Source organism: Endozoicomonas sp. ALB091, from assembly GCF_049310265.1.
GTDB lineage: Bacteria > Pseudomonadota > Gammaproteobacteria > Pseudomonadales > Endozoicomonadaceae > Endozoicomonas.
The window spans coordinates 134,695-158,370 of sequence record NZ_JBLYNQ010000003.1; the positions used below are offsets into that span (position 1 = coordinate 134,695).

The 23,676-nt window shown below is 49.0% G+C and carries 22 protein-coding genes; 10 read left to right on the forward strand and 12 right to left on the reverse strand.

Annotated elements, in window-relative coordinates; genetic code table 11:
* Positions 1-58 precede the first annotated feature (58 nt).
* On the reverse strand, positions 59-988 hold the full coding sequence (locus ACO6UX_RS03565; RefSeq protein WP_422444930.1) for an electron transfer flavoprotein subunit alpha/FixB family protein: 930 nt from the start codon (positions 986-988) through the stop codon (positions 59-61).
* Positions 988-1,737, reverse strand: coding sequence for an electron transfer flavoprotein subunit beta/FixA family protein (locus tag ACO6UX_RS03570; protein ID WP_422444932.1), 750 nt, complete (start codon positions 1,735-1,737; stop codon positions 988-990). The genes ACO6UX_RS03565 and ACO6UX_RS03570 overlap by 1 nt, the downstream gene beginning before the upstream one ends.
* Positions 1,738-2,164: 427 nt before the next feature.
* Here ACO6UX_RS03570 and ACO6UX_RS03575 point away from each other — a divergent pair, with 427 nt between their 5' ends.
* On the forward strand, positions 2,165-3,823 hold the full coding sequence (locus ACO6UX_RS03575; protein ID WP_422444934.1) for an electron transfer flavoprotein-ubiquinone oxidoreductase: 1,659 nt from the start codon (positions 2,165-2,167) through the stop codon (positions 3,821-3,823).
* A gap of 22 nt (positions 3,824-3,845) precedes the next feature.
* On the opposite strand, the gene ACO6UX_RS03580 is transcribed toward ACO6UX_RS03575, so the two are convergent.
* A complete protein-coding gene (locus ACO6UX_RS03580; RefSeq protein ID WP_422444936.1) occupies positions 3,846-4,439 on the reverse strand; it encodes a DUF1285 domain-containing protein in 594 nt (197 codons plus the stop codon).
* Between the two features lie 182 nt (positions 4,440-4,621).
* Here ACO6UX_RS03580 and ACO6UX_RS03585 point away from each other — a divergent pair, with 182 nt between their 5' ends.
* Positions 4,622-5,557 carry a YiiX/YebB-like N1pC/P60 family cysteine hydrolase gene (locus tag ACO6UX_RS03585; protein ID WP_422444938.1) on the forward strand — a complete coding sequence of 312 codons (936 nt, stop codon included), beginning with the start codon at positions 4,622-4,624 and terminating at the stop codon, positions 5,555-5,557.
* A gap of 528 nt (positions 5,558-6,085) precedes the next feature.
* Here the strand turns inward: ACO6UX_RS03585 and ACO6UX_RS03590 are convergent.
* Positions 6,086-6,364, reverse strand: coding sequence for a 4a-hydroxytetrahydrobiopterin dehydratase (locus tag ACO6UX_RS03590; protein WP_422444940.1), 279 nt, complete (start codon positions 6,362-6,364; stop codon positions 6,086-6,088).
* 85 nt (positions 6,365-6,449) lie between these two features.
* On the opposite strand from ACO6UX_RS03590, the gene ACO6UX_RS03595 reads away from it, so the two are divergent.
* Positions 6,450-6,575: a hypothetical protein gene (locus ACO6UX_RS03595; protein ID WP_422444942.1), complete on the forward strand. Its 126-nt coding sequence runs from the start codon at positions 6,450-6,452 to the stop codon at positions 6,573-6,575.
* 34 nt (positions 6,576-6,609) lie between these two features.
* On the opposite strand, the gene ACO6UX_RS03600 is transcribed toward ACO6UX_RS03595, so the two are convergent.
* Positions 6,610-7,005, reverse strand: coding sequence for a hypothetical protein (locus ACO6UX_RS03600; RefSeq protein WP_066016598.1), 396 nt, complete (start codon positions 7,003-7,005; stop codon positions 6,610-6,612).
* A 374-nt stretch (positions 7,006-7,379) separates the two neighbouring features.
* Here ACO6UX_RS03600 and aat point away from each other — a divergent pair, with 374 nt between their 5' ends.
* The 3 genes from aat to infA all read left to right on the forward strand — a co-directional run bounded on the left by aat (position 7,380) and on the right by infA (position 9,124).
* Positions 7,380-8,096: a leucyl/phenylalanyl-tRNA--protein transferase gene (gene aat, locus ACO6UX_RS03605; protein WP_422444944.1), complete on the forward strand. Its 717-nt coding sequence runs from the start codon at positions 7,380-7,382 to the stop codon at positions 8,094-8,096.
* Complete coding sequence (locus ACO6UX_RS03610; protein ID WP_422444946.1) at positions 8,096-8,803, forward strand: arginyltransferase; 708 nt, start codon at positions 8,096-8,098, stop codon at positions 8,801-8,803. The genes aat and ACO6UX_RS03610 overlap by 1 nt, the downstream gene beginning before the upstream one ends.
* A 102-nt stretch (positions 8,804-8,905) precedes the next feature.
* Positions 8,906-9,124, forward strand: a complete 219-nt coding sequence (infA, locus tag ACO6UX_RS03615; protein WP_020583463.1) for a translation initiation factor IF-1 — start codon at positions 8,906-8,908, stop codon at positions 9,122-9,124.
* A 37-nt stretch (positions 9,125-9,161) separates the two neighbouring features.
* Here the strand turns inward: infA and clpA are convergent, their stop codons facing one another.
* The 3 genes from clpA to icd form a co-directional block, all read right to left on the reverse strand.
* On the reverse strand, positions 9,162-11,471 hold the full coding sequence (gene clpA / locus ACO6UX_RS03620; protein WP_422444949.1) for an ATP-dependent Clp protease ATP-binding subunit ClpA: 2,310 nt from the start codon (positions 11,469-11,471) through the stop codon (positions 9,162-9,164).
* A 20-nt stretch (positions 11,472-11,491) separates the two neighbouring features.
* Complete coding sequence (gene clpS / locus ACO6UX_RS03625; RefSeq protein ID WP_101748546.1) at positions 11,492-11,848, reverse strand: ATP-dependent Clp protease adapter ClpS; 357 nt, start codon at positions 11,846-11,848, stop codon at positions 11,492-11,494.
* 388 nt (positions 11,849-12,236) lie between these two features.
* On the reverse strand, positions 12,237-13,493 hold the full coding sequence (gene icd, locus ACO6UX_RS03630) for an NADP-dependent isocitrate dehydrogenase (RefSeq protein ID WP_422444951.1): 1,257 nt from the start codon (positions 13,491-13,493) through the stop codon (positions 12,237-12,239).
* A 313-nt stretch (positions 13,494-13,806) separates the two neighbouring features.
* Between icd and mnmA the strand changes: the two genes are divergently transcribed.
* The 3 genes from mnmA to purB all read left to right on the forward strand — a co-directional run bounded on the left by mnmA (position 13,807) and on the right by purB (position 17,139).
* Positions 13,807-14,925 (forward strand): tRNA 2-thiouridine(34) synthase MnmA, encoded by a 1,119-nt coding sequence (mnmA, locus tag ACO6UX_RS03635; protein ID WP_422446127.1) that lies wholly within the window; start codon positions 13,807-13,809, stop codon positions 14,923-14,925.
* Between the two features lie 57 nt (positions 14,926-14,982).
* A complete protein-coding gene (hflD, locus tag ACO6UX_RS03640; protein ID WP_422444953.1) occupies positions 14,983-15,594 on the forward strand; it encodes a high frequency lysogenization protein HflD in 612 nt (203 codons plus the stop codon).
* Between the two features lie 174 nt (positions 15,595-15,768).
* Positions 15,769-17,139 (forward strand): adenylosuccinate lyase, encoded by a 1,371-nt coding sequence (gene purB, locus ACO6UX_RS03645; protein ID WP_422444955.1) that lies wholly within the window; start codon positions 15,769-15,771, stop codon positions 17,137-17,139.
* A gap of 133 nt (positions 17,140-17,272) precedes the next feature.
* On the opposite strand, the gene ACO6UX_RS03650 is transcribed toward purB, so the two are convergent.
* From ACO6UX_RS03650 to ACO6UX_RS03665, 4 genes are all read right to left on the reverse strand, one after another.
* Complete coding sequence (locus ACO6UX_RS03650) at positions 17,273-19,456, reverse strand: malate synthase G (RefSeq protein WP_422444957.1); 2,184 nt, start codon at positions 19,454-19,456, stop codon at positions 17,273-17,275.
* A gap of 158 nt (positions 19,457-19,614) precedes the next feature.
* A complete protein-coding gene (locus tag ACO6UX_RS03655) occupies positions 19,615-20,790 on the reverse strand; it encodes an alpha-hydroxy acid oxidase (RefSeq protein WP_422444959.1) in 1,176 nt (391 codons plus the stop codon).
* Positions 20,791-20,961: 171 nt separating this feature from the next.
* The gene (locus tag ACO6UX_RS03660; RefSeq protein ID WP_269674385.1) at positions 20,962-21,093 is read right to left on the reverse strand and encodes a hypothetical protein; all 132 of its coding nucleotides are present in this window, start codon (positions 21,091-21,093) and stop codon (positions 20,962-20,964) included.
* Between the two features lie 185 nt (positions 21,094-21,278).
* Complete coding sequence (locus ACO6UX_RS03665; RefSeq protein WP_422444961.1) at positions 21,279-22,211, reverse strand: LysR family transcriptional regulator; 933 nt, start codon at positions 22,209-22,211, stop codon at positions 21,279-21,281.
* 138 nt (positions 22,212-22,349) lie between these two features.
* Here ACO6UX_RS03665 and aceA point away from each other — a divergent pair, with 138 nt between their 5' ends.
* Entirely contained in the window at positions 22,350-23,666 is a 1,317-nt protein-coding gene (aceA, locus tag ACO6UX_RS03670; protein ID WP_422444963.1) for an isocitrate lyase, read from the forward strand.
* Positions 23,667-23,676 lie beyond the last annotated feature (10 nt).

A 23,676-nucleotide genomic window follows, 5' to 3' on the forward strand; every position in this document is an offset into this window, starting at 1 on the left:
GAAAAATACCACTTTCAAAGAAAGTGGTATTTTTTTTAAAAGGCAGCTGCCCTATTGATCAGAGCTTGCCTTCAAGTTCCGGAATAGCTTCAAACAGGTCTGCTACCAGACTATAGTCTGCAACCTGGAATATGGGCGCTTCTTCATCTTTGTTGATAGCAACAATGACTTTACTGTCCTTCATTCCAGCCAGATGCTGAATGGCTCCGGAGATACCAACGGCGACGTACAGCTTGGGAGCAACAATCTTACCGGTTTGTCCGACCTGCATGTCATTGGGTACATAGCCAGCATCCACGGCAGCACGGGAAGCACCGACTGCAGCGCCAAGCTTGTCCGCTACTTTGTAAAGTAACTCGAAGTTCTCTCCATTACCCATGCCACGACCACCGGACACAATGATGTCCGCAGCCGCCAGCTCAGGACGGTCAGACTGAGCCAGCTCTTCGCTGACAAAGCTCGACACTCCCGCATCATGACTGCTGGCGACGGTTTCTACACTGGCAGATCCACCTTCCGCAGAAACCGGGTCAAAACCTGTGTTCCGAACGGTAATAACCTTGATAGATGCACTGGACTGAACCGTGGCAATGGCATTACCGGCGTAGATCGGACGAGCAAAGGTATCTTCGCTTTCCACACGGATGATGTCAGATATCTGATCAACATCCAGTAAAGCTGCCACCCGTGGCATCATATTTCTGGCATCGGTTGAGGTGGATGCCAGTACGTGAGAGTAATCCTTGCCCAGTTCAGCAACCAGCAGGCTGACATTTTCTGCCAGTCGGTTTTCCAGTGCAGCATTCTCGGCCAGCAAGACTTTTGATACACCCGCTACTGCGGAGGCCTGCTCTGCAACTCCGCTACACCCGGACCCTGCAACCAGCAGGTGAATCTCTCCCCCGATTGCGGTGGCAGCTGCAACCGTGTTCAGAGTTCCCGCTCCGAGCGTGCTGTTATCATGATCAGCAACGACTAATATGGCCATTAGATCACCTTCGCCTCATTTTTTAATTTTTCTACCAGCTCATCCACGCTGGACACCTTGATACCCGCCTGTCGTTCAGCCGGTGGTTCTACTTTGATCGTCGTTAAAGTAGACGACACTGATACACCGAGATCTTCTGGTGATTTGACATCCAGAGGCTTACGCTTGGCTTTCATAATGTTGGGCAGTGATGCGTAACGCGGCTCATTCAGACGCAAATCCGTGGTAATCACTGCGGGCAGCTTCAGGCTTAACGTCTGTAAACCGCCGTCCACTTCACGGGTAACATTAACGTTATCACCGTCAACATTGACTTCTGAGGCGTAGGTTGCCTGAGACATACCGGCAAGTGCCGCAAGCATCTGACCGGTCTGGCCATTGTCACTGTCGATGGATTGCTTACCCAAAAGAACAAGGTCAGGCTTTTCTTCATCCACAATGGCCTTAAGCAGTTTGGCAACTGCCAGGGAACCCAGGGGCTGATCAGTCTGAACCTGAATGCCTCGGTCTGCACCAAGAGCCAGCGCTGTTCGTATCTGCTCCTGGCACTCTTTGGCACCAAGGGATACGGCAACGATTTCTGTAGCGACACCTTTCTCTTTGAGTCTTACTGCTTCTTCAACAGCAATTTCACAGAAAGGGTTGATTGCCATTTTGACGTTGGTGAGATCGACGTCAGTGTTATCCGCCTTCACTCGAACCTTGACGTTATAGTCAATGACTCTTTTGACGGCTACTAATATTTTCATGAGTTCGCAGCCTTCCCTTCTCGTTATTGGCTTGGTCTTGAATTGTCGAGCAGATAACGAACAACCGGACAGACAAATTTTATTATCATTCAGAAACCTGTGTTCACACATCTGCTGGAGCGCAGTCTACCAGTACGTCAATAAGGGTTCAAACGTATGTTTCAGTCAGTTCACTCAGATATTCTTATTTAAGACAGGTGTCTGTTACTATGCATCATCGGAAATACACCTGATTCTGCTGATGGCAGAATAGCTGTTGAGGACAAGATAGCAGCTGTTCAGCAGCCGGAACATTTCCGGGTATAGGTATTAATAACTAATGACGTGTTGTCCATTCGGGGAAACACTGAGTATAATGCCAAGCAATTTCAAACAGTTGTTTGAATACCGTTCTGAAAATAACACTCCGACAGGGAGGAAGCTCATCATGGAACGCGAATCCATGGCATTTGATGTCGTTATCGTGGGTGCAGGCCCTTCCGGCTTGTCAGCCGCCTGTCGGCTGATGCAATTGTCTCAGGAGCAGGATAAAGAACTCAGTGTCTGCGTTGTCGAAAAAGGCTCCGAAGTTGGCGCTCATATCATCTCGGGGGCAGTTTTTGAACCAACGGCGCTTAACGAGTTGTTTCCCAATTGGAAAGAGCTGGGTGCGCCGTTACATACCCCGGTTTCATCCGATGATATTTATGTACTTCGTTCTGAAGAAAAATCCATAAAAGTACCCAACCTGTTTGTGCCTAAAACCATGCACAATGAAGGCAATTACATCATCAGTCTCGGCAATCTCACCCGCTGGCTGGCGGAGCAGGCCGAGTCACTTGGGGTGGAAATTTTCCCGGGATTCCCCGCCCAGGAAGTGCTGTTTAACGACGATGGCAGTGTCAGGGGCATTGCCACCGGAGATATGGGGATTTCAGCTTCCGGTGACGAGAAAGACAGCTTTATGCCAGGTATGGAGCTGCACGCCAAATACACACTCTTTTCCGAAGGATGCCGCGGGCATTTGGGCAAGCAACTTATCAGCCATTTTAAGCTGGATGAAGGGCGTGATCCTCAACATTACGGCATCGGCATTAAAGAGCTGTGGGATATCGCACCCGAGAAGCATCAACAGGGCCTGGTGGTTCATACTGCCGGCTGGCCACTGGCTGAAAGCGGGTCTACCGGTGGCGGATTCCTCTACCATCTGGAGAATAATCAGGTAGTACTGGGCCTTATTACCGATTTGAGCTATTCAAATCCGCATCTTAGCCCCTTTGAAGAGTTCCAGAGGTTCAAAAAGAGCCCTGTTATCAAACAATACCTGGAAGGTGGAAAACGGGTTTCCTATGGTGCAAGAGCACTGGCCAAAGGTGGGCCACAGTCATTACCTGAGATGACTTTTCCGGGCGGACTCTTGATTGGTTGTGACGCTGGAACCATGAATGGTGCCAAAATAAAAGGCTCCCATACCGCCATGAAGTCCGGCATGATTGCGGCAGAAGAAGTGTTCAAGTCGGTGAGTGCAGGCTCTGAGGGCGGCAATAAACTGGAATCCTTTGATGAGGCATTCAAAGCGTCCTGGCTTTATAAAGAACTGCATCAACAGCGGAACTTCGGTCCGGCCATGCATAAATTTGGTAACATCTTTGGTGCTGCCTTTGCCTTTGCAGACCTCAATATTTTCAATGGCAAATTGCCATTCACCCTGCACGATACCACTGCGGATTACGCCCAGCTCAAGCCAGCGGCAGAGTCCAGCCCCATCAACTATCCAAAACCTGATGGTGTGATCACCTTTGACCGGTTGAGTTCAGTGTTCCTCTCGAATACCAATCACGAGGAGGATCAGCCTTGTCACCTGAAGCTTAAAGACGCAACCATTCCGCTTAAGCAAAACCTTCCGGCTTATAATGAGCCAGCACAAAGGTACTGCCCTGCCGGGGTTTATGAGATTGTGGTGGACGAGAATAGCGGAGAAAACCGGTTTCAGATCAACAGCCAGAACTGCGTTCACTGTAAGACCTGTGACATCAAGGATCCCGCTCAGAATATCACCTGGATTGCCCCGGAAGGTGCTGGCGGCCCGAATTATCCAAACATGTGAGTTTTCCTGCAATGAGGGTGGCTCAGCCACCCTCAACAACTCCCAGGGAATAGTTTTGCCCCTGACTGCGAATGCTTAACTCTATCCCCTCAGTCACCCGGGTTTCAACGGCCTCTGCCACTAACTGGTAAAACACATTGCGATTTACCAATGCATCCAGTCGATCTCTAACCCGGATATAAGGCACAAATTCTCCGGTTTTCATACTTTTGATCATTTTCAGATCGTGTTCATTGCTTAGCACTACCTCATCACCAACATTGGTGGTAAAAAGGTATTCAGGACCATTCGCACCATCACGAACCTCTGCAGAAACCGCGACAAATGGCGCATCATCCACCTGGATTCTTACTTTTTCTACCGGAGTAACCAGGTAGTAATGGCCATCATCATCATGCCTGAGAACTGAAGCAAACAGCTTCACCATTGATTCCCTGCCAATGGGGGAGCCATTGTAGTGCCAACGGCCATCCCGACTGATGCGCATATCAATATCACCACAGAAAGGAGGGTTCCAACTGTGTACAGGAGGCAATCCTTTTTTCTTATTCAAAAACTGCAGATTTGCCACAATATTTTCCGGCTTTGATCCATTGTTCACAAAGCATACTCCCATGCTTGCTGGCTATTCAGCCCATTATTATGCCTTATTTGGTAATAACAGCTTTTTGATGTTTTTCAGGGTGCTTGCCATCAAGCAGATGTACTCATGAAAAAATGTCAATTTTATCTCAATTCATAATGTCAAGAATAACCAATGCTAACATAAAGAAATAAAGATTGGCTCAGGACTGGAGTATGGAACTCTTCAAAATGGTTGCGGGATGCCTTACAGACTGGCTAAGCCACAACGTTCAGGAAAGAACAAGCCCCCTGTGTGATTTTGAACGTGTCAGGCATGAAATTAAGCCCTGCGATGTTCTGTTGGTTGAAGGAAGATCCAGAGTCAGCCGGGTTATTAAGCAAACAACTCAAAGCCCCTGGTCCCATGCCATGCTCTACCTTGGCCGACTACACGACATTGAGGATGACAGAATTCGCCAGATTGTCAGTGAATCCTATGGCGGCTCCCCTGATGAACAACTGATTATTGAGAGTGAACTGGGAATCGGTACCGCCATCCAGCCCCTGAAAAACTATGAAGGGGAGCATTTGCGGATATGCCGACCTAAAGGTCTGAGCTACAGTGACAGCCAGAAAGTCATACACTACGCAACCAGCCGCCTGGGTATGGATTACAATGTCAGGCAGATTCTTGATCTTGCCCGGTTCTTCTTCCCCTACTCTTTCCTGCCCAGAAGACTTGGCTCCTCGTTATTTCAGCATTCTCCGGGTCAGGAAACAAAAACCGTCTGCTCAACCATGATTGCTGAAGCTTTTAGTTTTATCCACTTTCCCATCCTGCCCCTGGTTAAACACGATGGCGATGCCGGCGTACAACTCTTTCAACGAAATCCAAAGCTGTGCACGCCCCGTGACTTTGATTACTCCCCCTACTTTCAGATTATCAAGTATCCATTTCTCGATTACAGTCATCACGCAGATTATCGACTATTGCCCTGGCATGGTCAGCGGGTTCTGGAGGGTCGAGAAGCGGATTTTTATATGTCTTCCCAGCAAATTGAGCAGCTACAGAAAGAAAGCACTGTGGATCATGAGGTTTTGGGTGATGCGGCTCCCCTCTCTCCTGATAAGAAAAACAGTGGTGAGAGCGGCTCTGTTTCAACTCACTGATCACTCCAGGCGCATGCTGCCATTTAATCATTTTCCAGGTTTTTGATGCATAACAAACGAAAAGCCGTTCATGCAGACAAAAGTAGACACGGCCAACTTACTCTTCGCCTGACCAACTAAAGATCTTTAAGAGCCACGAGGATCAAGAGCTGAAACATAAAAGGCAACCAAAAAGAAACCCGCGCTTCTGGGGGAAGAAGACACGGGCTAAGACCATTAGGAGTGAAACATAGGTACACAATCCAAGTACCAAGGTCATTACTGACCTAGACTGATCTGTTCGTAGGGGGAAGTCGATCAAACCAGCATCGTAAGTATGATTCAGAATCAAAATACGTCCATTGAAGATTAAGATCATTTTATAATATTAAGAGAAATTCAAAGAAATCAATAGCTCACGGCTCACACTCGCCATTTGGGCGTGTGATTTTAAGCAAGGAGAACCACTCTCAAAACATGAGGACACAGGCACCGATTCATGAACTGAGACGGAGCGAACTCTGGGCAGAATACCCAGAGCTATAAGAATCAGGAAACAGGGGTATTCATCTGTTCATATAAAGTATCGCAACGCTGTGCCAATGCCCGATCAATAGCCAGAACGCCACTGCCCTCATCGGATTGATGGGTTCCCCAGGCAATAGTTACCTTGCCCCACTCAATAACAATTCGCGGATGGTGGACATGAGATTCGGCCAGACAGGCAATGGCGTTACAGAATGCCAAAGCTCGAGAGTATTTTTTAAAGTCGAAGGATTTTTCAATATGATCAATGCTGTCATACTGACAGGAAACCCAGTCATTCATACGTGCACTCCTGTTATTGAATAAAAACCGAAATTCAGTCTAATTCAAATATAAGGGGATGGCATCAGAAATGCAGGTATGCAAATTGTCTGGTCATGCTGTGGAGAAAGTGCACAGACCCTGCGAGGCAGTCTATACCTGCAAGAAGCTTGCGGTGCCTTACCGGCAACAACCCAAAGCACGGGGTAAGCGGTTGCCGGATGCCTACTGAACTGCCAGGAGTCACCAGTAATCCAGGTTAGGAATTACGCCTTCTCAGTTTCTGCTTCAGCCTCTTCAGACTTCAGCTGCTCAAGCTCCTGAGTTGCAGTATTCAGCTGCTGGGTAAGCTGCTTTTGTTTGGTTTTCAGACCACTGTTTTCACCAGTAAGCGTGCGATTCTGTTCCTGAAGACGCTTGATCTGCTTCTTCATTCGATCAGGATTGCTGGCTCTCAGATCTTTCAGTTCATTTTCCATGTTTTTCAGCTGGGCAGCAGCTTTTTCAGCTTTCTTCTCGGCAGTTTCCAGGCGCGATTTGAGCTGGCTTACTTCCCGATTGTGTTGCTCTGTAATTTCAATAAGAGCTGCCAGGCGTTGCTGTTCAATGATATCCATTTCACTGCTTGTATCAATGCTTCCGCCCATGCTCAGGGTACCCATAGATTCGATTACCTCCGGGGAGTTTTATAAGATAGGAATTAATAAAAAGCTTCCACCAGCGCGAGAGTTACGCACTGAAGCGAGAGAAATATTAAGAAGATATGAGTTATTCTTCATTAAGCGGCTGGTTAAAAGCAGAATATCAGTAGACTAGGTGGCGGAGTCTAATACATAAAAAGACATATTGAAAGGCTTATCTGAAAAATGAACAGATAACTTTGCCTGTCCAGGGAATTTTTTACCAAATTGCAGCCATACATGGCCAACTTGCAAATTCATGGGCTAAGCCCGGGTTATAGGGTATTCTGATGGGAGCAGTAATCCTGATACCGCACCAATGCACTCAACAGCTTGATAAAACAACACGTTAGACAATGCCTGAGACAATAACACTTTTGCCGGACCATGTTATCAGCTTTCCTCCCCTTGAGCATGCGCTTAAACAGCCGGACGGGCTTTTGGCTATTGGGGGCAATCTTGCGGTGGACACTTTGGTAATGGCTTACCAGCAAGGCATTTTTCCCTGGTTTAATGAGGGCGATCCTATTTTATGGTGGTCACCCTCCCCACGAATGGTGTTGAAACCGGGAGAGCTGTATTTATCCAGATCATTACGCAAGCTGCTGCGAAAAGAGCTCTACCGGGTTACTTTTGATGACGACTTTGCAGCGGTTATAACGGCCTGCTCAAGTATCCGCAGGGACTCAGAAGGAACCTGGATTACCGATGAGATGATTGACGCCTACACAGCTTTGCATGATGCCGGGCATGCACACTCTGTTGAGGTCTGGCAAGAAGACAGGCTGGTTGGAGGGCTTTATGGGGTAGCTCAAGGGCGAATTTTTTTCGCGGAATCCATGTTCAGCCGAGAGAGCAATACTTCCAAAATCGCCATGGCAGCCCTTTCTGAACAACTTTTAGCCTGGCAGTTTGAACTGATTGATTGTCAGGTCTATTCAGACCATTTGGACTCTCTTGGGGCAAAATTGATTTCAAGATCCAGATTTGTAGATTATTTGGACCGCTATTGCTCACAGACACCTTCCTGTTCAGACTGGAAACAGGAATGGCAATGGAATGACCTTCGATAATGAGCCAGTACAAAAATATCAAATTTTATGCCACACAACCCCATGAATGCAGTTACCTGCCAGAGGAGCAGGCAACCACACTATTTATGGATCCGGAAATTCCGCTGAACAAAGAGTTGTGCAGTGATCTTGCCGACGTTGGGTTTCGACGAAGTGGCCAGCATATTTACCGCCCACACTGCAACCGCTGCAGGGCCTGCATACCGGCAAGAATCCCTGTAGATGCCTTTCAAATGAGAAGAACGCAGCGAAAGACCTGGAATCGCAACTCTGCACTCAGGGTTGCCAAGGTGTCTGCTGACTTTCAGGATGAGCATTATCTGCTCTATGAAAAGTATATCAATCAATGCCACCAGGATGGTGATATGTATCCTGCAACGATTGACCAGTACACCTCTTTTCTGGTTGAAAGCACCGAATTTACCGCATTTTATGAGTTCCGTCTGGACGGACAACTGCTTGCAGTATCGGTGGTAGATCATTTACGCAGCAGTCTTTCCGCAATTTACACCTTCTACGATCCGGATTGCTCACAACGCAGCCCTGGTCGATATTGTATTTTATGGCTTATCGATCATGCCAGAAAACTCGGGCTACCCTATCTCCATCTGGGTTATTGGATCCGGAAATGCCAGAAAATGAATTACAAAATCGAATACCGCCCTCTGGAGCTTTATGTCAGTCAGGAATGGCGACAACTGAAATAATACGACTGACAGTAAAGGGTGCTTTGCTTTACCAATTGTTTTCAGGCAGAATGCCCAACAAATTTAACCAAGCCGTACCAACCCCTTTGAGGTAGTTATTTAATGGCAAAAGAAGAGAGTCTGGAAATGGAGGGTGTCGTTATTGACACCCTTCCTAATACGATGTTTCGTGTAGAACTGGAAAATGGCCATGTTGTTACCGCGCACATCTCCGGAAAAATGCGCAAGAACTACATCCGCATTCTGACTGGCGACCGGGTAAAGGTAGAACTGACGCCATACGACCTGACGAAAGGCCGTATCACTTACCGTTCTCGCTAACAGCGGTGCTCACCCCTGAGCACCTACCCGCTGTCTTCTAACCTGCCCCACCATCAATTGCCTCCAGATCGGAAGCACGGCTTTTCGCTGCCTCAAACTTGAGGTACAACTCTCCCTTGCGAACGGTTACTTTTACATTACCACCATGCTCGGCAAGCTTTCCGAACAGAATCTGTTCCGCCATGGGCTTTTTCAAGTGTTCCTGAATAACCCGCCCCATAGGCCTTGCACCCATCTGGCGATCAAACCCTTTCTCCGCCAGCCAGCTGCGAGCCTTGTCATCAACATCCAGCTGCACGCGCCTCTCATCCAGCTGAGCCTGGAGTTCAGTGAGGAATTTATCAACCACATGCTTGATAATTTCATCATTGAGTGAGGCAAAAGGAATAATGGCGTCCAGACGATTTCTGAATTCAGGCGTGAAGGTTTTCTTAATGGCCTCATTGCCGTCAGTGGTATGATCCTGCTCAAGAAAGCCCATGGAGCTTCTGGTCATGTTTTCAGCACCGGCATTGGTGGTCATGATCAGAATCACATTTCTGAAATCAGCCTTACGACCATTGTTGTCCGTCAGGGTGCCATGATCCATAACCTGCAGTAACAGGTTAAACACATCGGAGTGGCCTTTCTCTATTTCATCGAGCAACAGCACACAGTGCGGCGTTTTATTGATGGCCTCTGTTAACAGACCGCCCTGGTCAAACCCGACATAACCCGGGGGTGCCCCTATAAGGCGTGAGACAGTGTGGGCTTCCATATACTCAGACATATCAAAGCGCACGAGCTCAATACCCAGGGCCTTTGCCAGTTGGCGACAAACTTCTGTTTTGCCGACACCGGTTGGTCCGGAAAACAGGAAGGAGCCAACGGGTTTTTCAGGTGCCTTGAGGCCTGCTCTTGAAAGCTTGATAGCAGTGGATAATGAAGTGATCGCCTCGTCCTGTCCGAACACCACCATTTTCAGATTGCGCTCAAGCTTGCCAAGCAATTCCTTGTCAGAGGAAGAGACAGACTTTGGCGGAATCCTGGCCATCTTGGCGACAATCCTTTCCACATCATCGACATCAATAACTTTTTTCCGTTCGGACTCAGGCTGAAGCCGCTGATACGCCCCTGCTTCATCAATAACATCAATGGCTTTATCGGGCATATGACGATCATTAATGTAGCGGTCTGCCAGTTCGGCCGCCGCTTTCAGGGCTTCATCCTGATACTTGATAGCATGATGCTCTTCGAATTTCTTCTTCAGTCCCAGCAGTATCTGGAAGGTGTCTTCAACGTTGGGTTCGACAATATCCACTTTCTGGAATCTTCTTGCCAGTGCCCGATCTTTTTCAAAGATCCCACGAAACTCCTGGAATGTGGTAGAACCGATACAGCGCAGCTCGCCGGAAGTCAGCATTGGCTTCAGAAGGTTTGAGGCATCCATCACTCCGCCAGAAGCTGCACCTGCACCAATGATGGTATGAATTTCATCGATAAAGAGAATCGCATGATCCAGTTTCTTGAGTTCACTCAGTAACTGCTTGAAACGCTTTTCAAAATCACCACGATACTTGGTCCCGGCCAGAAGCGAACCCAGGTCAAGGGAGTAAACAACAGCCTTGGACAAAACCTCAGGCACGTCACCATCAACAATCCGACGGGCCAGGCCTTCAGCAATGGCCGTTTTCCCTACCCCGGCCTCGCCAACCAGCAAAGGGTTGTTTTTCCGGCGACGGGTAAGAATCTGGCAGACCCGCTCTACTTCTTCAGCCCGACCAACCAGGGGATCAATTCTGCCAAGACGCGCCTGATCATTCAGATCAGTGGCATACAGTTTGAGGGGGTTCTTGCTGCTGCCACCACTGTTGCTCTCCGGCTCCATATCATCAGACAGATCATGACCAAGCTCTTCGAGCTCCTGACCCGGCGTCTTGGATATTCCGTGGGCAATAAAATTAACAACGTCTATGCGGGCCACATCTTGTTGCTTCAGGAAGTAGACAGCCTGGCTTTCCTGCTCACTGAAAATAGCGACCAGTACATTAGCACCGGTCACTTCCTTTTTACCGGAGCTTTGCACATGAAAAACAGCACGCTGCAGTACTCGCTGAAAGCCAAGTGTTGGCTGCGTTTCACGCTCATGGTCATCGCCGGGGATTAATGGGGTCGTTGAGCTGACAAACTCAGTGAGGTCCTGGCGAAGTTTATGAAGATCAATTCCGCAGGAAACCAGGACTCTGGCTGCGGATTCATTATCAAGCAAAGCAAGTAAAAGATGCTCAACCGTCATAAATTCATGACGATTATCGCGGGCGTCTTTAAATGCATTATTCAGTGTTGCTTCGAGGTCTTTGTTAAGCATATGGTGTAACCTTGAAAACGCTAATCGGCCTTTTCTGTCTTGCACAGCAGGGGATGGTCGTTTTCTCTGGAATATTCATTAACCTGCTGAGCCTTGGTTTCCGCGACATCCTTGCTGTATACACCACAAACGGCTTTTCCCTGGGTATGTACCATCAGCATAATTTGAGTCGCCTTCCCTTCTGGCATACTGAAAAACTTCTCCAGTACCTCAACAACAAAATCCATTGGTGTAAAATCATCATTCAGGAGCAAGACCTGATACATGGGAGGGGGAGCCAGTCTGGTTTTTTCCGGAACGACTGCAACGCTCAGATCACCTTCCTGTTCCTCTCCCTCTTTTTGCAAGCTTAGACGAAACAGTTCGAGATTACTCATGGTTTTATGACTGCCAACCTTCGATTTGTAACTTAACTGTCTGGTAACCAACAGCACACTCAGGGCACCGCAAGTATTTACTACTGCCAATCATAAAAGCTAATCATAAAAACAACGAGCACAAAATACTGATCGGCACGGTTTACAGACATTTGATGACAGAAGATAAATTAGTGCACACCTACTAAGAAATTGACAAATTTGCCAGGATTTCTCTTCTCATTCTAAAGATACTGGAGCAAATCACAATGACCGACTTTCGAAAATTGATCGGGCGACTCACAACAACAGGAGATAAACGTGGAAAGTACAATAAAAAAAGGGGGGATAAAATATTAAAGCCGGAAATGAATTTCCGGCTTTAACTGATGAAAAGTTAACTGAAAACTTACATGTGGTTAATTATTTCATCGGCAAACTCTGAGCACTTGACTAACGTTGCACCCTCCATCAGTCGCTCAAAATCATAGGTAACGGTCTTGGCACCGATAGCACCATCCATACCCTTGATAATGAGATCTGCCGCCTCACTCCAACCCAGGTGTCGAAGCATCATTTCAGCAGAAAGAATGACGGAACCCGGGTTTACCTTATCCTGGCCTGCATACTTTGGAGCAGTACCGTGGGTGGCTTCAAAAACGGCCGTTGGCGCACCGATATTGGCACCAGGAGCAATACCGATACCACCTACCTGGGCAGCAAGCGCATCAGAAATGTAGTCACCATTCAGGTTCAGGGTGGCAATGACATCATACTCTGCCGGGCGCAGGAGAATCTGTTGCAGGAAAGCGTCAGCAATCACATCCTTGATAACAATATCTTCACCGGTATTCGGGTTTTTGACAGTATGCCATGGACCACCATCCAGAGGCTGGCCGCCAAAGTATTCAACAGCTGTCTGATAGCCCCAATCCTTGAAGGCACCTTCCGTAAACTTCATGATATTACCCTTGTGAACCAGGGTAACGGATTTACGGTTGTTATCGATGGTAAACTGAATTGCCTGCTTCACCAGACGTTCGGTGCCCTCTTTTGAAACAGGCTTGACCCCAATACCACAATCTTGCTCAAACCGGATTTTGGTAACGCCCATGTCATTGCGCAGGAAGTTGATCAGCTTTTCGGCTTCAGCACTGCCAGCCTGCCACTCGATACCTGCATAGATATCTTCCGAGTTTTCACGGAAGATCACCATATCCGTTTTTTCCGGCTCTTTTACCGGGCTTGGCACACCCTTGAACCAGCGCACAGGACGAATGCAGGCAAACAGATCCAACTCCTGACGAAGAGCCACGTTCAGCGAGCGAATACCACCACCAACCGGCGTTGTCAGTGGGCCTTTAATGCTGACAACATACTCTTTGAGAGCCTCAAGTGTTTCTTCCGGAAGCCAGGTGTTATCGTCGTAAACCTGAGTAGCCTTCTCACCGCAGAAAACCTCCATCCACTCGATTTTGCGCTGCCCTTTGTAGGCATTCTTCACAGCAGCATCAACAACTTTCAGCATTGCTGGTGAAACGTCAGCACCAATACCGTCACCTTCAATATAAGGTATGACAGGGGTATCGGGAACATTCAGGGAGAGGTCCTCGTTGACAGTGATTTTGTCACCGTTGGCAGGCACCTTGATCTTTTGGTATCCCATTATCAACTCCGTTCTCTAATCATCGGTTTAGCCAGATCAAAGACTGGTTCAACGCTTCTTGTCGTTATTTAAAGCATGCAGCCATATCCAACAGCAGTGTCAGCAGGATAAAAGCACTGCTGACAACGGCAAGCTGACCGCACAAAAACGCGTATACCATATACCATCCTTAGCCAGGAATAAACGAAGTTTTGTTACAAAAGCGAAACCGCCATCTGCGTTTACCACTATAAATTTCCATCGGTATGGCGCTTATTTAGCGGGAAAGGTAAAATGGCCAGCTATTTTTGACAGGTGGCAGTATACCCCAGTGATAAAACATCCCTCCCAAACCAAAGTGATTGTTGGCATGTCCGGCGGTGTTGACTCGTCCGTATCCGCTTTGCTTCTGCAACAGCAGGGCTACCAGGTGGAAGGACTTTTTATGAAGAACTGGGAGGAAGATGACGGGTCTGAATACTGCACCGCAATGACCGATCTGGCCGATGCCCAGGCCGTCTGTGACAAACTTGGCATTCATTTACATAAAGCCAATTTTGCCGCTGAATACTGGGATAATGTTTTCGAACATTTTCTCAATGAATACAAAAACGGCAGAACTCCGAATCCGGATATCCTGTGCAATAAAGAGATCAAGTTCAAAGCCTTTCTGGATTACGCATTCACCCTCGGCAGCGATTACATAGCGATGGGGCATTACTGCCGTCGTGTGGATCGTGATGGTCATAGCTATCTGGTGAAAGGGGTTGATAACAGTAAAGATCAAACCTACTTCCTCCATGCGGTAAGCGAACAACAGATTGCCCGCACTCTCTTTCCGGTCGGTGACCTGGAAAAAACTGAAGTTCGACGCATTGCCGAAGAGCACGGTCTGATCACCCATAACAAAAAGGACAGCACCGGCATCTGCTTCATCGGCGAGCGCCGATTCAAGGACTTTTTGCAGCAGTACCTGCCAGCACAACCTGGCGTTATTGAAACGGAAGATGGCAAGGTGATTGGTGAACACTCGGGTTTGATGTACCACACCATTGGCCAGAGACAGGGGCTTGGGATCGGCGGACTGAAAAATGCCGATGAAGCGCCCTGGTATGTACTTGATAAAGACCTTGAAAGAAATGTGCTAATCGCTGGCCAGGGCAAGGATCACCCCCTGCTCTTCTCAGATAGCCTGACCTGCTCGCACATCGACTGGGTTTCAGGAAAAGCGCCACAGATGCCCTGTCAGCTCAAGGCAAAAGTGCGTTATCGCCAGCAGGATCAGGATTGCACGCTTACCCAGGAAGCCAGCGGTGATTACCGGGTTATCTTTGATCAGCCGCAACGGGCAGTTACCCCGGGCCAGTCGGTGGTCTTTTATGATGACCTTTATGGTGAGAATGTTTGCCTTGGCGGCGGTGTTATTGAAACACGAACACAAGCGTCAGCTTGACCTTCACGAACCTGAAAATCTTATCAACGACAACGGAAATCCCAGAGAAGAAGATTGGTGCGATATTCTACAAAGGACCAGGCGGCGGCATTATCTGGCGTGTTCCAGGCCGCAGAGTTGGTAGACAAGCTGGCCAGGACCGGGCAATGGAGTGAAGAGGCTCTGACCCCATCCATCCACAGTATTTTTGTCACCTCACCGGATGATGTCTCCCAAGTTTACGGTGGTTTCAATGGTCTGTCCAAGGGGCGAAAAACCCTGGAGTCCGTGTTAAGCAGGGACAGCTCCGCGATTCAGGGGGATGTTATCCGCTATGCCCTGGCCCTGATTCACATTGAGAAAAAGCTGAGTCGTAACCGGAAGATGCTGAACACCATCGGTGAGCGTCTCAACAGAACCAAAGAACAGGTCGAACATTTTGGCATGCTGCATGACAATGTGATTGCCAGCCTGGCCAGCATCTACCTGGATACCATCAGCACCTTTAAAACCCGGATACAGGTGGCTGGCGATATGCGTCACCTGCAGAACCCGGTTAACGCTAACCGGATCAGAGCCATCCTGCTAGCCGGTATCCGCTCTGCCGCCCTCTGGCGTCAGTGTGGTGGCAGTCGCTGGCACCTGTTCATCAGCCGAAGCAAGTTACTTGATGGCCTCAAGCGACTGTAATAGCTGAATTTCAAAGGGCACTTCCCGGTGCCTGACCCATCCACTGCATCGGAAAACTGCCTGTGATCTCCCTCCTGATCAGCATTCTGCTTCAGGCCAACCGGCCAATGATTAGAATCTGACAGAGGGATCCGTTATCATGCGCCCTTTTCCCCCGAGCTTAAGGCATAAAACATGGAGCTGAATGCACTGACCGCCGTCTCTCCCATTGATGGACGTTATGGTGATAAGACCCAATCCCTCAGAACCATTTTCAGTGAATATGGACTGATCCGCTTTCGGGTTGCGGTGGAGGTTCACTGGTTGCAATCTCTGGCCAGCCATTCTGCCATTACCGAGGTTCCGGCACTGTCTGAACCAGCCAGCCAGTTGCTGAACAGTCTGGTCAGTAGTTTCTCCATGGCCGAAGCTGAGCGGGTGAAAGAGATTGAGCGCACCACCAACCACGATGTGAAAGCGGTGGAATACCTGATCAAAGAGCGCTTTCAGGGTAATGATGAGCTGTCAGCGATCAGTGAGTTTGTCCATTTTGCCTGCACATCGGAAGATATCAATAACCTCGCCCATGGCCTGATGCTGAAAACCGGTATGAGCGAAGCCGTGCTGCCTGAGATGCGTAACATCATCACAGCCATTGAACAGCTGGCCAGGACCCATGCCGACCAGCCCATGCTGTCCAGAACCCACGGCCAGACCGCCTCCCCGACCACCCTGGGCAAAGAGATGGCCAATGTGGCTTACCGCCTGAAGCGTCAGCTGAAACACATCGAAAGCATTGTCCCCATGGGAAAAATCAATGGTGCTGTCGGCAACTACAATGCCCACCTGTCGGCCTACCCGGAAGTGGACTGGGCTGAACATGCCGAGCAGTTTGTTACCAGTCTGGGTCTGGAGTGGAACCCCTACACCACCCAAATCGAACCCCACGACTACATTGCTGAGCTTTATGATGCCATCTGTCGTTTCAACACCATTCTGATCGACTTTGACCGGGATGTCTGGGGCTATATCTCTCTGGGGTATTTCAAGCAGAAGACGGTTGCCGGTGAGGTAGGCTCTTCCACCATGCCCCACAAAGTCAACCCGATTGATTTTGAAAACTCTGAAGGTAACCTGGGCATCGCCAACGCCATTATGCAGCATCTTGCTGCCAAACTGCCGGTGTCCCGCTGGCAGCGCGATCTGACGGACTCCACCGTGCTGCGCAATATGGGCGTTGGTCTGGGTCAGAGTCTGATTGCATACGCGGCGACCCTGAAAGGCATTGGCAAGCTGGAAGCCTCCCCTGCCCGTCTTCAGCAAGACCTTGATAACGCCTGGGAAGTGCTGGCAGAACCCATTCAAACCGTCATGCGCCGCTATGGTATCGAACAGCCTTATGAAAAGCTGAAAGCACTGACCCGTGGTCAGGAAGGCATTACCAAAGCGACTCTGGCAACGTTTATTGATGGTCTGGAGCTTCCTGCCAATGTAAAGGCCGAGCTAAAAGCGCTGACACCAGCCACCTATGTTGGTAATGCGGTAGAGCAGGCTCTGGCTATTTAACACTGACAAATAGTCATCAAAAATAATGTTAAAGAAGATCAGGGAGAATCGTTGACCCAATAGAGAAAACGCTCTCAATTAACCAGCTAACCGGTTGATTGAGAGCGTTTTTATTCGCCCGGGCAGCCAGTCTTTAAGCCAAACCAGCCGCTTTAAACTCTTTCCGCCGTTGATGAAGTACAGGCTCGGTATAACCGTTAGGCTGCTCACAACCCCTGAAAACCAGGTCGCAGGCCGCAGCAAAGGCAATACTCTTATCAAAGTCTGGTGCCATGGGCCGGTAAGCGGTATCAGCGGCATTCTGTCGGTCTACAATCACAGCCATACGCTTCATGGTTGCCATTACCTGCGCTTCTGAACAGATATCATGACGAAGCCAGTTGGCAATGTGCTGACTGGAAATGCGCAGCGTGGCACGGTCTTCCATCAGACCAACGTCGTTGATATCCGGAACCTTGGAACAGCCAACACCCTGGTCAATCCAGCGCACCACATAGCCAAGAATGCCCTGGGCGTTATTGTCCAGCTCTTTCTGGATCAACTCTGCGGATAATTTACCCGGATCGGTCATTACCGGAATTTGCAGAATGTCATCAACACTGGCTTGTTGACGACGGGATAGCGCTTCCTGACGGGCCAGAACATTAACTCTGTGATAATGAACGGCATGAAGTGTTGCGCCATTGGGAGACGGCACCCAGGCGGTGTTGGCCCCTGACAGGGGGTGAGCAATCTTCTGCTCCATCATTTTGGCCATCTCATCCGGCATTGCCCACATGCCTTTACCAATCTGGGCTTTGCCGGGCAGTCCTGTATGGAGACCAATATCAACATTCTGATCTTCATAGGCCTGGATCCAGGTCGACTGCTTCATCTCCCCTTTGGGAATAACAGGTCCGGCTTCCATACTGGTGTGTATTTCATCCCCGGTACGGTCCAGGAAACCGGTGTTGATAAAGACAATACGATCTCTGGCCTCACGGATACACGCTTTCAGGTTTATGGAAGTTCTGCGCTCTTCATCCATAATGCCCACCTTCAAGGTGTTGGCAGGTAGATCAAGCGCCGCTTCGATACGTGAAAACAGCTTGCAGGTAAAGGCGACTTCTTCGGGACCATGCATCTTGGGCTTGACGATATAAATGCTGCCTTCCCGGGAGTTCTGCTGATTACCTGCTTTTTTCTTCAGGTCGTGGATGGCAATCAGGGAGGTGAACATACCATCCATAATGCCCTCCGGTATTTCATTACCCTGAGCATCAAGAATGGCATCATTGGTCATCAGGTGACCGACATTTCGGACAAACATCAGGCTTCTGCCGGGCAAGATCAGCTCACTGCCGTCTGGTGCCGTGTAAATCCGGTCAGAACTCAGCTTTCGGGTCACCGGCTTGCCACCTTTAACGAAAGTATCTTCCAGATCACCTTTCATCAGTCCAAGCCAGTTGCGATAGACCAGGGCCTTGTCGTCTGCATCCACTGCCGCCACGGAATCTTCGCAGTCCATTATGGTGGTAATGGCAGCCTCAACGATCAGATCCTGTACATCCGCAGCGTCATCCCTGCCGATCACACCTTCAGGATCCATCTGAATATCAATGTGTAACTCATTATTTTTCAACAGTATTGAGTCGGGCTTTTCAGGTGTTCCGGTATAGCCACAGAACTTTTCCGGCTCTTTCAGGGATGTGATTGAACCATCCTCAAGTGAAATGGCCAGACTGTTCTCCAACACCTGATAGCGAACGGCGTCTTTGTGGCTACCGGAAGCCAGTGGAGCCGCGGTATCCAGCAATTCACGACCAAACTCAATCACTTTTCTGCCACGAACCGGGTTATACCCTTTGCCCTTTTCTGCTCCTTCGCTGTCCGGAATAGCGTCCGTTCCATACAGCGCATCATACAGGCTGCCCCAGCGGGCATTGGCTGCATTCAAGGCAAAGCGGGCATTCATAACAGGAACTACCAGCTGGGGCCCTGCCTGACGAGCTATTTCGCTGTCGACCTTGCTGGTGGAGATGGCAAAGTCATCCCCTTCAGGCAGCAGATATCCTGTTTCCTCAAGGAAAGACCTGTACTCAGACTTAGTTTCTTCGGTATAACGGTTTTGCTGGTGCCATGCATCAATCTTCTGCTGAAGTTCATCCCGACGAGCCAGAAGCGCTTTGTTTTCAGGGGCGAGGTCATTAACCAACGCTTCGAGGGACAGCCAGAACTTCTCCGGGTCCACACCAGTTCCCGGAACAATGTCATTTACCAGTAAATCATGGAGTACCGGGGCGATTTGCAGGCCGCCTTTCTGGATGCGTTCAGTCATTTCAACCTCACTTCCTGATCATTATTATGCAACTGACGTATACATTATGCTGCAACCATGTACAAGCACAACAATCCAACTGTCAATGTTATCGAAGCGAGAAGGTATGTCCAATTAACGCCCGCAATGACGGCTATTTATCCTGTGAATGGTGGCTGTTAAATGGAAAATTGATCGGGAATAATCAAATTATGAGCGCCCAGGCTGGAGATTTTCGTCTCGCCAATCAGTGCCATGGTGGACTCAAGCTCTTTATAAATGATCTCCAGAGCACGGTTTACACCAGCTTCACCGGCAGCCCCCAGCCCATAAGCAAAGGCTCGCCCAACAAGAACCCCCTGAGCGCCAAGCGCAATCGCCTTCAGTACATCCTGGCCACTGCGCACACCACTATCCAGCAACACATCAACCTGCTGGTTTGCCGCTTTTACAAGACCTGCCACAGTTCTGATGGTTGACGGAGCACCATCCAGTTGGCGTCCACCATGGTTAGAGACCACCACGGCCTGGGCACCTGCATCAATGGTGCGATATAAGTCTTCGGCATTCAGTATTCCCTTAATGATCAAATAACCATCCCAGTGATCACGAATCCACTGTATATCGTTCCAGCTTAATGAGGCATCCAGCTGCTCTGATGTCCACATGGCAAGAGAGCTCAGATTGTTGACTCCTTTTGCGTGACCGACAATATTCCCGAAAGTATGATGTGATGAGAAAGCCATCTTCAAACACCAGACCGGGCGATTAAGGAACTGAATCAGCGATGTGGCGGTTATCCGGGGCGGGGCTGAAAGCCTGTTTTTAACATCTTTATGCCTTTGCCCCATGATGGGCAGATCCATGGTGACAACCAGTGTTTTACAACCTGCCTTTCTGGCTCGTTCCATCAGTTGCAGGGTAAAATCCCGGTCTTTAAATACATACAACTGAAACCAGAAAGGTTGATGGGTCTGCCGGGCAACGTCTTCAATTGAACAAATACTCAAGCTGGACAGTGCAAAGGGAATACCAAATGCTTCTGCAGCCCTGGCAGCCAGAATCTCACCATCAGGATACTGCATCCCTGCCAACCCAACAGGAGCCAGCGCCACCGGCATTGTCACCGGAGTCTGCGCCATAAGAGATGCGGTACTTCTCTGGGCTACATCCACCCCAACCCGCTGTCGAAACAGTAAATGGTTAAAGTCAGAGTGATTACTGTCATAAGTCCTTTCAGACCAGGCACCTGAGTCTACGTAGTCATAGAACATTTTTGGCACACGTTTTCTGGCCAGAGCCTGTAAGTCATGAATAGAGCATATTTGTGCAAGATTGGAGTGAGCGGCAAACATAGGATCTGCCCAAATTTTGTAGGAGTCTGTTAAATCTAGCGGGCAAAAACAAATGTGCAAAATCCGGGAGTTCTGTCTGGTCCGGCTTCAAATTCTGTGAAGGGAAAAAAGAAAGCCCTTTTCTTTTGGGAAAAAGAAAAGGGCTTTTTCAATAACGTCTGCTCTGGTCAATCAGTCGTCCAGGACAACACCCTGCTGCTGCTCAGAGATTAACAAGTAGTATGACTCGGCGATAAATTCCTTGCACTCTTCGGCAACATCAAACAGTGCATGCTCTGCTTCCAGATCACTCAGCCAATCCATTTTTATCTCCAATAATCCAACTGATTTTGTAGTTCTTTAACGGAGGATAATGTCTTATTTTCCTCTTCTGTTTCGCGCAAATCAGCGAAAGCAGGCAAATTAGAACACAGATAAACAAAGAATAACAGTCGCGACTGTTAGTTTATGGTGTTATTTGTTGGCCTGTGTGAAAACAAACGACAAGGTCACTTTCCCGCCACGGATTTAATAATCTGCCTCAGCCACTGATGGGCAGAGTCGTGATGCAGCAAAGGGCTCCAGGCCATGGACAGGTCAAATGATGGAATTTCAAACGGGGGCCTGACGACAGCGAGCCTGGTACTGAATCGTTCAATATCTGCAAGCCGACTGGGAAGCGTAGCGATCAGATCATTCTGGACAGACAACAGCATCGCCACCTGATAATGACGGGTAAAAACACTGATTTTACGTTTTTTGCCAACAGCGGCGAGCGCTTCATCGACCCAGCCCAGTCGCTGTACATCCTCAGGATTAACCCCTACGCCAATCCCCATTCCGGTTTTGCTGGCCCAGATATGCTGGGATTGAAGATAGGTGTCCAGGGTAAAATCAGTCAGTATCGGGTTTTCCCTGCTCATCACACAGGAAAAATCATCCTGCCAGATCCGCGACTGATAAAACGACTGAGGCAGACTGTCAAAACGGTTAATGGCCATATCCACCCAACCTTGCTCCACGTCATGAAAGCTCACATCACTGGGCGTCAGGACATCCAGCGTCACATTCGGAGCCAGTGAGCGAACCTGCTTCAACACCAGAGGGATCAGGGTTGATTCAGCATAATCAGAAGCCATGATCCGGAAAACCCGCTGACTGGTTTCAGGATCAAACTTCTCTCTTGGCTGAATCGTTTTCTCCATGGCCAGTAATGCCTCACGAATCAGTGGCTGGAGTTCAAGTGCACGCTCTGTTGGGGTCATCCCCTCGCTGGTCCGGATCAACAGAGGATCATTAAACAACTCCCGCAGTCTGCGCAGCCCATTACTCATGGCGGGCTGGGTAATTCCCAACTGTTCCGCGGCACGGGTTACGTTGCGCTCCCTGAGCAGAACATCCAGGTAAACCATCAAATTCAGATCAACGCGTGCAATATTCATTCTATAAATACCCGAGATAACTCTTATAAATTACCAGAATCTTTCTCAGGTGTTTAGGATGTGCGACGTAAATCAAACATTTGTTTGAATTTCAACAGTCGCATAACTACACCTCGCTGTCCGGGGGAGGAAAATAACATGGCTCGCTATAACCGCTCTGAAGAAATTGCCCGCATTGAAAAGGACTGGGCGGAGAACCCACGCTGGAAAAATGTCAAACGGACCTACAGTGCAGAAGACGTCGTCCGTCTGAGAGGTTCGGTGAAAATCGAAAACACCATTGCCAGACAGGGTGCCGAGAAACTCTGGGACCTGGTGTATGGCAACCAGTCTAAAAAAGGTTATGTCAACTGTCTCGGTGCCCTCACTGGCGGCCAGGCAGTACAACAGGTTAAAGCAGGTATTGAAGCGATCTACCTTTCCGGCTGGCAGGTTGCGGCAGATAATAATACCGCCAGCACCATGTATCCTGACCAGTCTCTGTACCCGGTTGACTCCGTGCCGGCAGTAGTCAAGCGCATCAACAACAGTTTCCGTCGTGCTGATCAGATTCAGTGGAAAGCCGGTAAGCAAGCGGGTGATGAAGGCTATGTTGACATGTTTGCCCCGATTGTGGCGGACGCAGAGGCAGGCTTTGGTGGTGTACTGAACGCCTATGAATTGATGAAGGGCATGATTGAAGCCGGTGCTGCCGGAGTGCACTTTGAAGACCAGCTGGCTTCCGTTAAAAAGTGTGGCCATATGGGCGGCAAGGTGCTGGTTCCCACCCAGGAAGCTGTTCAGAAGTTGATTGCGGCCCGACTGGCTGCTGACGTTGCCGATGTACCGACCATTGTTCTGGCCCGTACCGATGCCAACGCTGCTGATCTGATTACCTCTGACTGCGATCCTTACGATGCAGCATTCCTGACTGGCGAAAGAACCCCTGAAGGTTTCTTCCGGACTAAGGCCGGTATTGATCAGGCAATTGCCCGTGGTCTTGCCTATGCGCCATACGCGGATCTGCTGTGGTGTGAAACCGCCACTCCAGACCTGGATGAAGCCCGTAAATTTGCAGAAGCGATCAAAGCTGAGTACCCGGATCAGCTGCTGGCTTATAACTGCTCACCCTCCTTTAACTGGAAGAAGAACCTGGACGATGAAACCATCGCCAAATTCCAGCAGGAACTGAGTGATATGGGCTACAAGTACCAGTTCATCACCCTCGCAGGCATTCATAACATGTGGTACAACATGTTTGAACTGGCTCATAACTACGCCCAGGGCGAAGGTATGAAGCATTATGTCGAGATGGTCCAGGAGCCAGAGTTTGGTGCTGCGGAAAAAGGTTACACGTTTGTTGCCCACCAACAGGAAGTCGGAACCGGTTATTTTGATGATATGACAACGGTTATCCAGGGTGGTCAGTCTTCAGTAACAGCATTAACCGGCTCTACTGAAGAAGAGCAGTTCTAGATCGTAAATG